8 protein-coding genes, 4 pseudogenes and 1 CRISPR repeat array are annotated in these 13,173 nt (G+C 69.5%); of the genes and pseudogenes, 5 read left to right on the top strand and 7 right to left on the bottom strand.

The window, feature by feature from the left end:
- Positions 1-3 precede the first annotated feature (3 nt).
- Positions 4-2,889: a CRISPR-associated helicase Cas3' gene (gene cas3 / locus AB0E07_RS37825; RefSeq protein ID WP_362262405.1), complete on the bottom strand. Its 2,886-nt coding sequence runs from the start codon at positions 2,887-2,889 to the stop codon at positions 4-6.
- A 212-nt stretch (positions 2,890-3,101) separates the two neighbouring features.
- Positions 3,102-3,496: a CRISPR direct-repeat array (repeat unit 29 nt; unit sequence GTGCTCCCCGCACCCGCGGGGATGGTCCC).
- Between the two features lie 227 nt (positions 3,497-3,723).
- On the opposite strand from cas3, the pseudogene AB0E07_RS37830 reads away from it, so the two are divergent.
- The 3 genes and pseudogenes from AB0E07_RS37830 to AB0E07_RS37840 form a co-directional block, all read left to right on the top strand.
- A pseudogene (locus AB0E07_RS37830) lies at positions 3,724-4,584 on the top strand (IS630 family transposase); the annotation flags it as partial.
- A gap of 690 nt (positions 4,585-5,274) precedes the next feature.
- Positions 5,275-6,171: pseudogene (locus AB0E07_RS37835) on the top strand (helix-turn-helix transcriptional regulator); the annotation flags it as partial.
- 108 nt (positions 6,172-6,279) lie between these two features.
- On the top strand, positions 6,280-6,798 hold the full coding sequence (locus AB0E07_RS37840) for a YceI family protein (RefSeq protein WP_362262407.1): 519 nt from the start codon (positions 6,280-6,282) through the stop codon (positions 6,796-6,798).
- Between the two features lie 855 nt (positions 6,799-7,653).
- Here AB0E07_RS37840 and AB0E07_RS37845 read toward each other — a convergent pair.
- The 4 genes and pseudogenes from AB0E07_RS37845 to AB0E07_RS37860 all read right to left on the bottom strand — a co-directional run bounded on the left by AB0E07_RS37845 (position 7,654) and on the right by AB0E07_RS37860 (position 10,489).
- A pseudogene (locus tag AB0E07_RS37845) lies at positions 7,654-8,588 on the bottom strand (Ku protein).
- Between the two features lie 97 nt (positions 8,589-8,685).
- Positions 8,686-9,228, bottom strand: coding sequence for a hypothetical protein (locus tag AB0E07_RS37850; RefSeq protein ID WP_362262409.1), 543 nt, complete (start codon positions 9,226-9,228; stop codon positions 8,686-8,688).
- Positions 9,229-9,473: 245 nt separating this feature from the next.
- Positions 9,474-9,863, bottom strand: coding sequence for a hypothetical protein (locus AB0E07_RS37855; RefSeq protein WP_362262412.1), 390 nt, complete (start codon positions 9,861-9,863; stop codon positions 9,474-9,476).
- Entirely contained in the window at positions 9,815-10,489 is a 675-nt protein-coding gene (locus AB0E07_RS37860) for a hypothetical protein (protein WP_362262415.1), read from the bottom strand. The genes AB0E07_RS37855 and AB0E07_RS37860 overlap by 49 nt, the downstream gene beginning before the upstream one ends.
- A gap of 497 nt (positions 10,490-10,986) precedes the next feature.
- On the opposite strand from AB0E07_RS37860, the gene AB0E07_RS37865 reads away from it, so the two are divergent.
- Positions 10,987-11,340, top strand: a complete 354-nt coding sequence (locus tag AB0E07_RS37865; RefSeq protein ID WP_362262417.1) for a DUF6233 domain-containing protein — start codon at positions 10,987-10,989, stop codon at positions 11,338-11,340.
- A gap of 258 nt (positions 11,341-11,598) precedes the next feature.
- Positions 11,599-11,799, top strand: a complete 201-nt coding sequence (locus AB0E07_RS37870) for a hypothetical protein (RefSeq protein WP_362262419.1) — start codon at positions 11,599-11,601, stop codon at positions 11,797-11,799.
- 209 nt (positions 11,800-12,008) lie between these two features.
- Here the strand turns inward: AB0E07_RS37870 and AB0E07_RS37875 are convergent, their stop codons facing one another.
- Both AB0E07_RS37875 and AB0E07_RS37880 read right to left on the bottom strand, forming a co-directional pair.
- Positions 12,009-12,368 (bottom strand): hypothetical protein, encoded by a 360-nt coding sequence (locus AB0E07_RS37875; protein WP_362262422.1) that lies wholly within the window; start codon positions 12,366-12,368, stop codon positions 12,009-12,011.
- 167 nt (positions 12,369-12,535) lie between these two features.
- Positions 12,536-13,090: pseudogene (locus AB0E07_RS37880) on the bottom strand (IS3 family transposase); the annotation flags it as partial.
- Between the last annotated feature and the right edge of the window lie 83 nt (positions 13,091-13,173).

Genomic DNA, 13,173 nt, shown 5'->3' on the forward strand with positions numbered 1-13,173 from the left:
GGTTCACTCAGGACTCACCTCCAGTCCGTCCGCGGGGCTGTACCGCAGGACGAACCCTGCCAGCCGGGTCTGACAGTCCTCGTCGAGCGTGAGGATGAGCTGGTCGGAGAGCCAGGGGCTGTCCTTGCCCTGCCAGGCCCGCACATACAGCTGCTCCAGCTGCGCGATGGCCTCATCCATGGTCTTGGCGTAGGAGAACTGCAGGGGAAGGCGCAGACCGCTGCTCGCCGCGGCGCGGGCGGCGAACCGCGTCGGTGCGGCGTGCTGGGGCAGTTCGAGACCGCCGCGTGGACGGCCCCTGCTGTCCGCCTTCAGCCACGGCAGCGTCGCCAGGCTGCCGTCGGCACGACGCTGCACGACGACGACTTCCAGGCTCTCCCTGCTGTCGCGGACCTGGGCCCGCCCGGCGCGGGTGTCGTCGGCTTCTCCCACGCCGGCCGCCAGCCAGCCGAACAGGGGCCGTCCCGGCCGGCCGACCTGGCCCAGACGGAACACGGCAGCACGCTCCTCCTGGTCCGCTCGCTGCCGCTCCAACTGCTCCCGGGCCTGCGTGAAAGTGTCCTGCCAGTGCTCGGGGCCGACCTGCCCGTCGCCGTAGGCGCCCTGAACGAGGACGTTGATGTCCGCGGGCAGCCGCACCGGCCGGGCCGGACCGCCCTCCAGGTGGGCAAGCAGCACCGCGGCCGAACGCAGCAGGGCGTAGCGCCCGTACACGGCGAGCGAGCCGCGCACCGGGGTGGGCACGGGCGTGGTCCAGTCGGCTCCGGTGAGCAGGCAGCGCGCCTGCCGCAGCCGCTCGGGCCTCAAGCTCTGGCCGGGCCCGCGCTGATGGCGGTGCAGGCGGCCCATGCGCTGGAGCAGGAGATCGACCGGGCACAGGTCGCTGACCAGCAGGTCGAAGTCGACGTCCAGGGACTGCTCGGCAACCTGGCTGGCGACCACGATATGCCGGCGCGCAGGCCGTTTTGTGCGTTCTCCCGGCGGGCCGAAACGCTCGAGCAGACTCCGGTCCTTCTCCGCGCGGTCGAGGTCCACGAAACAGGAGTGGGCGACGGTGACGTCATCGTCGCCGAACCTGCGGCGCAGCTCGCGCGCGGTCTCCAAGACGCGCTTGACGGTGTTGCGCACCACCAGGGCGCAGCCCCCGCCGGCGAGTTCGCTCTCCAGCCGGTCGGCGAGCAGACCCACGTCATCGGCGAGAGCCTCGACCTGCACGTCAGTGGCCCGGGCGGACGCTTGGGGAAACCGCACCACCGGCTGGCCGCCCGGGGCCACGGCCGTGAGCAGCGGATAGGACCCGCAGCCGGCTTCCTCAAGGGAGAGCGGTGCGGGAGTGCCGGAGTAGGCCTCGAGCAGCTCGCGCCGGCGGGAGGCGGGAAGGGTCGCCGACAGGACCACCACCGGCACCCTGTAGGCGCCGAGCCAGGACAGCACCCGGTCCAGGTAGACGTTCATGTAGGTGTCGTAGGCGTGCGCCTCATCGATGACGACGCCCTTCCCGGCGACAGCGAGATGACGCAGTGCCAGATGCCGGCTCTTCAGCCCCGCGAACAGCAGCTGATCGATCGTGCCCGCAACGAACGAGGACAGCATCGCCTTCTTCCGGCCGTGCAGCCACGCGTGCACCACCAACTCCGGCCCCGCACCAGCAGCCGCGCCGTCCTGGTCGACGGCGGCAACCCGCCCGCCCCCAGCCATCAACTCGACGTACTCATCGTTGAGTGCCGCCTTGGAATGGGCCAGGTGAACCGAGTAGCGGGCACCGTCCGGGGCGGGCAGGCGCTCCAGCCAGTCAAGGAGACGGGGGAACATGGCGTTGCCGGTGGCCATGGTGGGCAGCGCGAAGAACACACCCCCGGCACCCGAGCGCGAGGCAAAGACCTCCGCCACGGCCAGCGCGGCCTCCGTTTTCCCCTCCCCCATCGGCGCTTCCAGCACCATCAGACCCGGCGCGTCCAACTCGCGGGCAAGCGCCACCGCCGCTTCCTGCACCGGACGGGGCTGCGCCCCCTCCGGCAAACCGAAACGGGCACGGAACAAGGCGTGCACGTCCCCACCCGGCGCTTCCGGCTGCCAGGGCACGGGAAGGTCGAGCCCCTGCCAGGCAGCCGACAGGCGCTCTTCATCACCGCAGCCGGCCGCGTCAGGGAAGTAGGGGAAGAGATCGGGGTTGCTCGCGATCCAGTCACTGACAATCACGACAGCGGTGAGAAGGACCTGGACGGGCTGCGGAAGCACCACGGTCCGCCAGCCGGCAAGACGCCCGCCGACGTCAAACCGGGCCGCGCACGCGTCGAGGAGTTCCCTCTGCACCCCCAGCCACCTCTCCCTGCTCGGGCCGGGCGTGCGGAGCAACTCGTCATGCTGGTAGAGGGCCTTGATCTGGCCGTGCTCCGGCGGCAGCCCATGATGACCACCGACCGCGACCGTGAACTGCCCACACCGTGCGCCAGCCCAGCCGTAACGGTCCTCCAGCCACTCCCCCAACAGCACCTGCCCCGCCAGCCCGTGCGGCGCAAGCCCACGATCCCTCCCCATCGCCTCACGGGAAGCCATCGCCAGCCCACGGTCACGCATCGCGTCGGCCAGCAAAGGGACCTGGCAGGCGAACGCGGGCGTGGCCTTGCCGACGTCATGCACGCCCGCGAGCCACACCGCCAGCGCGCGCCCGTCCTCCTCACCCCCGGGTAACGCCTCACCGATCAGCGCCCGGACCGAAGCAGGCAGCCACCGGTCCCACAACATCCCCGCAACCGCAGCCGCATCCTCCATGTGACGCCACAACGGCAGCCAGCCATCAGCATCCCGGTCGTGCTTCGCCCACACAGCCCGAGCCGCCTCCCCCAGCACACTCAGAAGACCACCCCGGACACTCCTCCGATCCACCATGAACAAAGGCATACAACCGAAACAGGCCGCCACGTACCAGAATCAGCAAAACCAACACCCACAGCCCCCGCACAGCCACGATCCGGCGGGCTAAGCTGCCCGCGCACCCCTCCTCAAAGAGACAAGAGATTCACCAAATGCCCGATATGTCGCGATCGGTGAAAGTGGCTGATTCCGGGGACTCCCCGGCGTAACGCCCCAGGTCACGAAGAGTGCTCCCCGCACCCGCGGGGATGGTCCCACGCGCCCCGACGGCACCCCCACCTCCGGGATGTGCTCCCCGCACCCGCGGGGATGGTCCCCACACCTCCCGCGCGGCGATGAACACCGAGTCGTGCTCCCCGCACCCGCGGGGATGGTCCCCGCGGCTCGCGGCTGCGCTGGACAAGGTCGGTGTGCTCCCCGCACCCGCGGGGATGGTCCCGCCGCTGTCGATCCGGTCCTCCAGGTCTTCGAGTGCTCCCCGCACCCGCGGGGATGGTCCCGTGAACGCGGTCAGCCCGACCGCGCCGCCGCGGTGCTCCCCGCACCCGCGGGGATGGTCCCTTCCCCGGACGTCTGTCACGCACTGTGTTCGTGTGCTCCCCGCACCCGCAGGGACGATACCCGCTACGGGCCGGGCACTACCGGCGTGTACACGTGCCCCAGCACCTGCGGGAATGGTCCCAGCGACGTCCCGTACGACCTGAAGAAGGAGTAAGGTTCCACCCACCCGCGCAGGTGATCCCCATTGAGCGTCTCAAGCGTCTAGTGCCGCATCAAGCAACGTTCGCCCTGTTGTCATGTGTCGCCGAGTTGCTGCGTCGGTAGGCCCCAGGCGACCAGAATGATCACGTGGCTGAACGTGTGCGGGTCCGGGAGATTGATGACGACGAGGGCAGGCGGTTGCTGCGGATCATCCGCCGGGGTACTGGTTCGGTGGTGACGTGGCGGCGGGCTCAGATGGTGCTGTTATCCGCGCAGGGCATGCCCGTGGCGAAGATCGCCGAGGTGACATTCACGAGTGCGGACCGGGTCCGGGATGTGATCCACAACTTCAACACGGACAACTTCGAGGCGCTCTACCCGAAGTACAAGGGTGGCCGGCCGAGGACGTTCACGCTCCCGGAACGTCGGGAGATCAAGAAGATCGCCAAGTCGAAGCCGTCTGGGCACGGCCTGCCGTTCTCGACCTGGAGCCTGGCCAAGCTGGCCGACTTCCTGGTCGCCGAGGGGGTGATCGACGACATCAGCCACGAGGGCCTGCGCCTCCTGCTCCGCGAGGAGGGCGTCTCGTTTCAACGCGTGAAGACCTGGAAGACCTCCCGAGACCCCGACTACGCGGCCAAGAAGGCCCGGGTCGAGCACCTCTACGCGATCGCCGACGGCGAGGTCATAGCCGAGGAAGGCGAACCCGAAGTCATCTTCTGCATGGACGAGTTCGGGCCGCTCAACCTCCAGCCCCACCCCGGCCGGCACTGGGCCGAACGCGGCGGCCGATACAAAGATCCCGACCGCGGTCCCAGACCCCGACGCCGGGCGACCTACACCCGCCCACATGGGGTCCGGCACCTGTTCGCCGCCTACGACCTCACCAAGGACCAGCTCTACGGACACGTCAAGAAGACCAAGAACAGATCGAAGTTCCTGGAGTTCTGCCGCTACCTGCGCTCACTGCACCCGCTCGACAAGCGCATTGCGATTGTCTGCGACAACTGTGAGTTCTGCGGTGGCCCTCTCCGCTCGGGCCCGGGCAAGGGCCGGCCGCGGAAGTACTGCACAGACATCTGCCGCCAGGCCGCCCACCGGCGCCGCCTCAGCGCGGGAGCGGCCGCCGCCACGGCCAACTCCCCGCAGCCGGACGCCGAACAGCCCGCACCCGCGCCCCGGGGCACGCCCGCCGGGCGCACCGGCGGGTACGGGCCGTGCGCCGGGGACGAACTGCTGGCCGAGATCGCGCGGGACGTTCAGGACGGGGCCCGCGACCTCGCCAGGCTTCTGCCGTCTCTGGACGGTGAGGAGCCCCTGCGGCGCCTCGCCCAGCTCCAGGAGCAGCTCGACGGCCTGACCGCGGCGGTGGTCGGCCGCGCCCGCTACCGCCGGGTCACCTGGGCCACGATCAGCTCCGTCCTGGGCATCAGCGAGGACACCGCCCGCCACCGTTACACCGACCGCTACGTCCTGCGGCGCATCGCCCGCTTCAACCGGGCCGAGATTGCCCTCAGTTCGCTCGCCGCCCTCTTCGCCCCACAGGACAGGCCCGGCGATGCCGGTGGCGAGCCCGGGGAGACGGCCGGAGACCGCGGCGACGGAGCGGACCAGCAGTCCGCGCCGGTGGAGTCCTCAGGCGCCGCCTACAACCGGCTCTCCCCCATCCTGTCCATGCTGATCCGCACCGCCCAGCTCACCAACAAGGAGGTCAGCAGCCGCATCGGCTGCTCCGCCTCCTACCTCTCCCGCATCCTGTCCGGCGAACGCGTCCCCACATGGGAACTGACCCGCAAGTTCGCCCATGCCTGCGGAGCCGACCCCCAAGTGCTGCGCACGGTGTGGGAATCGCAGAAGCTCTGCCACAGGAGGACCAGCCGCATCACCGGCCTCGAGGACCCGCACCTGTCCGGCGCCGAACGCCTGCGCACCGCCATCCACACCCTGCATCTACGTGCCGGCAGGCCCAGCCCCGCCGACGTCGCCGTCGCCAGCCGCTGGATCCTCACCGCCAGCGCCGTCGCCTCCATCCTCGAAGCCAACGTCCTGCCGCCCCGCAGCGTCCTGCACACCTTCGTCCAGATCCTCGGCGGGGACACCGACCACTTCGACCAGCTCCTCAACGACGCCCACCACACACCCCCGCCACCCACACCCCGCCCCGAAACCCCCGCACCCCATACTCAGCACAACACCGCTCGGGCACCCCTCTCCACACCCGCCAACCGCCCCAACGGGCCCGACGCCGTCATGAAGACGTTCAGCAAGGTCCTCACCGAAGACCGCACCGTCGAAGACGGCCGAGCCCGCCTCCTGCACAAACTCGCCAAGAGAAGCCCCGCAGCCGACCGCCGCCGCCAGCCGCTCACCTCTCTCACCCACGCCCTGCGCCAGCGCGCCCATGCCCCACACACCGCCATCACCCCCCTCGGAGGCGCACAGCCTCTCTGCAGTGCTCCCCGATCACATGCACCAGCCCGCCCTGGTTTCCGTAAGCGAGAGCGGACAACGTTTGTCGACGGTTGCGGACAGCGCTTTGGCGATCAACGCCGCAGAAATGTTGACGAGAACCGACAACGCTTTGGCCTCCTGTGAGGACCTCCTTGTCAGCCACACCTGCACTTGGGGGCTGGCATACCCGCTGCCGCTGCGAGAGGCTGACCCATCACGGGTTGATCTTCAGCACACGGAGGCTACGAGCTCATGGCAGCATCAGGGAACCAGCTCTTACCAGCAGCAGGTGCATACGAGATCGATCAGGCGGCATCAACGGTCCGCTTCGACACACGCGCCATGTTCGGGCTGCTCCCAGTCAGAGGTACCTTCGCCATCGGTCATGGCCGCATTACTGTGGCGGACCCGGCAGAAGAGTCGTTGGTGCACGTCGCAATAGAGGCAGGAAGCTTCGAGTCGGGCAATCAGCAGCGTGACGACCACGTCAGGTCCTCTGACTACCTCGATGTGGCTCGGCATCCCGAGATCGGCTTCCGGAGCCAGCGTCTGGAACGATCCGGCACTGATGCCACTTTGTACGGCGAGTTGACGGTATGCGGGGTGATTCGGCCGATCGCCGTCACACTCGGCACGGTTGCCCACGAGGGCAAGCGGATGACGGCGAGCGGCACTACCACGATCGACCGGTACGCCTTCGGCATCACCAAGGCCAAGGGTATGACGGGCCGGCACCTCAAGATCACTTTGGAAGTCGTCGCGCACTGCTGAACCGACCGTGGTGCTAAACAGCGCACGAATCAGCGCGACAATGATGAGGTCAGCCTGCGGCGTCCTGCGCTCGGGCCCCGCAGCCTTGACTGCTGACGGAGAAGATCCTCAACACGGCGTTCACTTGGCGCAGGTCCGCATCATGACCGTAACGCCTGACCGCTGAACCCCCACCAGAGATAGAGGGGCTCGTGTTCTGGTGGTCATGCCAAGAGTCTGGCTGGCGGCCCTGCCGCGGTAAGCAGCAGCGTCAGGCAACGTTGACGTAGTCTCCGGGCGCCGGTGGCCCGGCGTGGTGGAGGTTCCCGTGAAGGTGTAGCGGTGTTCCACGACGCCTTGGGCGTCCCGGGCCGCTCCTCACCAGGCGCCGCCATCCGCCTCCGTCAGGAGCAGGGCGTCGACGTGACCGTGCAGCCGCTGACGTTCCTGATACTCGTGCTCGGCATACGCGTCCCCTGCTCCAGCCGGGCCGGCCCCATCAGCTTCAACTCCCGCCGGCGCGGCCCACACCGAGGGCCCGCCACGGGGCAGGGGCCGTCGTCGCGGGGCTTCCGAGTACGCCCCGGGCACGCAAGTCGGCCGTGTCCGGGAGGCACACGCCGGGGAGTTCATCGATCAGGTCGGCTTGGGCGGCACGGATGGTGTGCGCGGCAGTCGGGCCGGAGCCAAGGGTGCGGCGGGAGGCCACCCGGTCATGCTACGAGCAGCTTCACCACCAGTCCTCAATCCCCGTGATCTGCCGGGACGCGGGGGCTGTCCGGCGTCGGGCTGCCACCCGTTCGTACTGCCGTCGTTGAAGGCCCGGACCGTGCATTCCGGGGTGTTGACGTACTCGGGGGGTGGCGGGATTCCGCGCTAGGCGGACTTCGGGTGCCGACCCGGCGAGCGCTTCGCCGCGGTCTTCTTCGCCACAGCCTTCTTCGTGGTCGTCTTCGCGGCCGCCTTCTTCGTGGTCTTCTTGGCGGGCGTCTTCTTCTTCGGCATCTCGTGGACGTCCGCGTCGCCTTCGCCGCAGGACGCCCTGGCCTTCTGCACCGACTCGGTCAGGGCCGCCATCAGGTCGAGGACCTGGCCCGGCTGCTCCGGCTCCGGCGCGGCCGGGAGCGGCTTGTCCTCCCGCTTCGCCTCGATGATCTCCGCGAGTGCGTCGGTGTAGGTGTCCTGGAAGTCGGGGCCCTCCAGATCGTCTCGGCTCATGGACTCCATGAGGGCGAGTGCCCCGTCGATCTCCTCGTCGGTGAGCTCCACCGGCTCCGGCACGAGCTCGGCGGGGTCGCGGATCTCGTCCGGCCAGCGCATCGCGTGCAGCACGATCGCCTCGCCCCGCACCCGCAGCAGCCCGAGGCGCTCGCGGCCGCTCCACGCGTACTTCGCAACGGCCACCTTCGACGACCGCTCGAGGGCCTGGCGGAGCAGCTTGTAGGGCTTCGCCGCGACCTGCCCATCGGCCTGCAGGTAGCAGCCCTCCGCGATCTTCACCGGGCCGACCGACTCCAGCAGCACGAACGCCTGGATCTCGATCGCCTTCGCCGTCGGCAGCGGCAGATCCCCCAGCTCCTCGCCGGAGATCGGGATGACCTGCTCCCGGGTCAGCTGATAGCCCTTGCCGATCTCGGAGCTCGCGACCTCGCGGTCCTCGGCCTCGCAGAACTTCCGTACGCGGACCCGGCCCATGTCCTCACGGTGGTACTGGTGGAAGCGGATGCTGTGGTCCTCCGTCGCGCTGACCACGTGCATGGCACCGTGACCAAGCCGAACGAGATGGCACCGGACCAGATCGTGCGGGGCATGGGAGACCTCCGTGACAGCCCCGAGCACGATCAGCCTACGAGCGCCCCATCACCATCGCCATGCGCCGGCCGCGCCCGCAGCGCACCCTGAGCTGCGTCACTGGCCAGTCGCACTCTGGTGTAGGAGGTCGGGGCGGATGTCTGCGAGGTCGAAGGCTCTTCTGAAGCCTTCCAGGAGTGCGGGTTCGATGCGCCTGTGGTCGTCCCGTTGCAGCAGGTTGGACCGTTTGTCGGGGCCGACCCTGCGGCGTACCGCTCGCAGGCTGGTGAGGGTCCCGCCGATCTTCTTCGGCGGGATCAGCGTCTGCGGAAAGCCGGCGAAGTACTCCTGGACGCTGTCGAAGGTAGCGGTGCCGCCCACCTCGACCAGGCGGCGCAGTACGGCCCGAACCCCGGGCCGTACGGAGGCGAGGGTGTCGAACAGCATCTGTTCCGTCCAGCCCTGCCAGATGTCTTCGCTGCCCAGTGTCTCCGGTCCCGGCCGCGCGGCCGGGACCGGAGCTTGCGGCCAGCCGCTCGCCACCGCGGCGGGGTTGAGTCCGTACGCGGCCTGCACGGCGGCGATCGCCTGCTCGTACGTGTCCCTCTGCGTGTCGATGGTCAGCCGCACACCCGCCCCCTCCGTGATCCCCAGCCCCATCCTGGATCCCGCCCCGCTCCCCTGTCGCCCGATTCCTGCGAGCACGAAGGCAGGGCACCGTCCTCGCCGACCGCTACGGGCGAACTGCTGAACCATCCGCCCTGAACTCGACGTGCAGCGCGAGGACACTGCGGCCGAACAAGGCCGCCCGGCCGTGAGTCAGCGCCCGGCCGTGGGCGGTAGCTCCCCTGTGAACCGGATGCTGGCCGCCTGATCGTGCCGCCTCCCCCGCCTAGTCAGTCATCCTAGGCCTCACGGTCGCCTGCGTTGTCGGTCCAGAGCAGTACCGGCAGGCGCACTCCGGTCGCGGTTTCGCTCTCCTCTATCGCCCGGTGTAGATCGGCGAGGACTCCCTCCAAGGTGTCCGGCACAGTGGTGGAGGGGCGGGTCAGGGTGCGCACGTGCGGCCAGCACAGGTCGAGCCAGCAGGGTCCCGCAGCGGTGGGAATGACCCTGGTGGCCGCACCCGCCTCCCCGCACAGCGCGCACGGCGCCAGCCGCACCGCGGTGACGCGGTCGCGGAACTGCCGGCGAGTGGGCTGAGCGGGAGCCGACGGCAGTGAGGCCGGGTTGATGCCGTGTTCCGTCAGCTGCGCCTCGGTACTCGTGGCGTCCGCACCACTCGGTCCTGGCACTGTCGCCTTCTTCTGTAGGCAACAGGGTCAGCCGGCGCGGGGGTAGGTGGCGGCCGGGCCGATGACATCCGGGCCGAACTTGTCGCGGACGCGGTCGATGGCTGTTTCGGCGACCAGGCGCGCTTCGCGGGCGGTATCGAGGCTGATCTGCCGGGCGGCCTGGCCGGCGTCGATGAGTCCTCGCCCTTGAGCGTGAGGGCGGTCAGGCGGCCTCGTTGCAGGCCGGCGGCGTCCATCAGCTGGTAGGCGAGCAGGCGCAGGTCGTCGTCGTGTGTGGACGGCTCGGTCAGTCGGCGGGTCCTGGTGAAGCCGGTGTTGCCGGCGAAGTTGAGGGTGAGCGTCAGCGCACGGGCCGCCTGCCGTCGGCGGCGCAGCAGGTGCCCGAGCCGGACCACCAGGGAGAGGAGGGCGGCGCGGACGCTGTCGCCGTCCAGGGTGTGCTGGGGGAAGGTGTGGCGGACGGTCGCGGTGGCGGGCAGGGCCCGGGGAGTGACGGGGCGCGGGTCGATGCCGCGGGCCCTGTCCGTGGCCGTGCGGCCGGCCTGGCCGCCCAGCAGGCGCCGGATCGTGGCCGACGGGACGGCGGCCAGCAGGCCAAGGGTGTGGATGCCGTAGTCACGCAGCACGGCGGCCTGACGGGGGCCGAGCCGTGCAGGGCCTCGGCCTCCAGCCCCGCCAGCCAGGAGGCGGCGTCGTCGGGGTCGACGGCGAGGGCGCCTCCGGGCTCGGGAACCTGGGCGGAAGCGGTGGCCGCAACGGTGATCGAGGATGCGATGCCGACGCGTACGTCGACACCCAGCCGGGACAGCGTGCGCACCCGAAGGATGTCGCCCAGGTGGCGGGAGTCGGCGCCGTGGTAGCGCAGGGCACCCTTCAGCTCCACCGGGGCTGCAGTAGGCGGCAGCGCCTGCACCACCGGGGAGAGCTCCGCCAGCAGCTCCAGCACGTGCCGGTAGGTCTCCTCGGGCAGGCGGTCCGGGCAGCGCACATGCATCACCGTCGACCTCTGGTCTGCCGGTACGTCCGCGGTCATGGCATCCACCTCCCACACCCCACGTTATCGAACACAAAATAGAACACGCGAGTGGCGCAAGCGATGGATCACGGGCATAGAATCAAATACGTGTTCGATGACCTGCCACCCGACCTGGACCGCCTGAAGACCCTGCGCGTCTGGCACGCCCTGTGGGTGGAGCGCATCGACGCCAAAATCGAGGCCCTCCAGCAGCGGCAGGCCGAAGAGGAACACGGCAGGCATAGCCGCCCCACGCCACCGGAGTGGATCGTCGAACTCGGCATCGGCTCCAGCCAGCCACCCGTCGAGGTCCACGCCGGCGACTGCCACATCACAGGAAAACGGCGACGAGCCGTCAGCCGCGACGAAGCCCGCCGGCTGCTCGCCACCGGCTTGCGGCCATGTGCCCACTGCCAACCCGACACCCAGCTGGGCATCCTCGACTTAGCCGCAGCAGGCTAGCCGCGCCGGGGTGCCGCCGCACAGCCGGGGAACACCCCGGCCTCCCTGCCGCCACCCGCTGGATCACCGTCGCACTCCCCTTCCCTCACCCGCCGCGCACGTAGGCGCATGCGCGCACCGCGGCACGAGGAACGAACCTCGCCCGTACGGCCACCGCAGCCACCGCAGCCAGGCACACATATCGAACAGTTTGTGCCACTTTGAGCGCTATTCTGCTGCCGAGGTGACCGATACCCGTCACCCAGAACAGGGCCCGCCATGCCGACTCCCCCACCCCCGATCTCCGAGCCGGATCCGTCCGCACTGACCTGTCCCGGCGACCGCGTCGGCCTGTGCGCCGCCTGCCAGCGCAAGACCCACCGCTACGGCACCAACGGCAGCCCTCTTTGCCAGTGGTGCATGGCGCCGGTCCAGGCCAAGTGGGGCACGACCGTGCGCCACACCAACACGCGCACGTAGACAGACTCCGACAGCAACCCGGTGCCCATGGCTGACCGCATCAAGGGCGGGCGGTCTGCGATACCGGCTGATCCGAGGCAGGTTGGCGTGTTGAGGGGTCAACAGCGGCGTTCCCGGCGATGGCTGGCGCACACGCCTTGTGAACGCGCTGCCAGGATCGGACCTGGTAGGCGCATGCCCAGATAGGGGCAGGGCGTCGCACGGCAGGTTCAGGCTGGGGAGGCGTCGACTTCGCGGATGCCGCCTCCTGGGCCGGTGGCGAGGTACTCCAGGAGCAAGGTGAGGGCGTTTGCCGCCAGTTCCTGTGCGTGGCTGTCATCGAACTCACCGGGGCAGGGCTCGTCTTCGTCGGTGACGTCGGCCAGCTCGAAGGTGGTCTCCCAGGTACGGTGGATTGGCCAGCGGTCGGCGCGGGCGGTGAACCGGATACGGATGGGCCAGCTCTGCCCTTCTGCGGTGACGTCCACGACCTGGATGGTGCCGGACTGTGGGCAGTCGATGGAGCGCCCGCGCAACGCGTCAGCAGTCATCCTTGCGGCGAGGGCGGGAGAGAAGAACACAGCATCCATACCCGAAGGCTAGTGCGGGGACGGGCTACGGGTGCCCGCCCCCGCCTCCCATCAGCAGCGTGCGCCGGCGCCGGTCAGGTCTTCGTGGTAGGCAGTGATGATGCCCTTGATACCTGTCGAGCCGTATCCGAGGTAGGGACTGCTGCGCGATCAGGTGACAGCGGGGTTTATGCAGCCAGGGCTGCGGGTGGGGTCATGATGGTCTCGTACTCGACGGGGGTCAATCGGCCCAGGCGTCTTTGCCGCTGGCGCCGGTGGTAGGTCCGCTCGATCCAGGTGACGATTGCGATCCGCAACTCCTGCCGGGTGGCCCAGGTGCGGCGGTCGAGGACGTTCTTCTGCAGCAGCGCGAAGAAGCTCTCCATCGCCGCGTTGTCGCCGGCCGCCCCGACGCGGCCCATCGAGCCGACCAGGCCGTGCCGGGTCAGGACGGCGGCCACCTTCCGGGAGCGAAATTGCGATCCGCGGTCCGAATGCACCACGCATCCAGCGACCGGGCCGCGGCGGGCGACAGCGGACTGAAGGGCGGTCACCGCGAGGCGGGACTGCATCCGCGCGTCGATGGAATAGCCCACGATGCGGCCGGAGAAGGCGTCCTTGACCGCGCACAGATACAGCTTGCCCTCGCCGGTCGCGTGCTCGGTGATGTCGGTGAGCCACAGTCGGTTCGGGGCGTCGGCGGTGAAGTTGCGCCGCACCCGGTCGTCATAGGATGGCGTCCCACGTGATGGTGTAAGCGATCACTGTGCGGGTGTGCGCGGGCGGGTGCCCGGGGCGTGTATCCGGTGACGCTCTCCGCTCCCTG

The organism is Streptomyces sp. NPDC048002, from assembly GCF_040653275.1.
GTDB lineage: Bacteria > Actinomycetota > Actinomycetes > Streptomycetales > Streptomycetaceae > Streptomyces.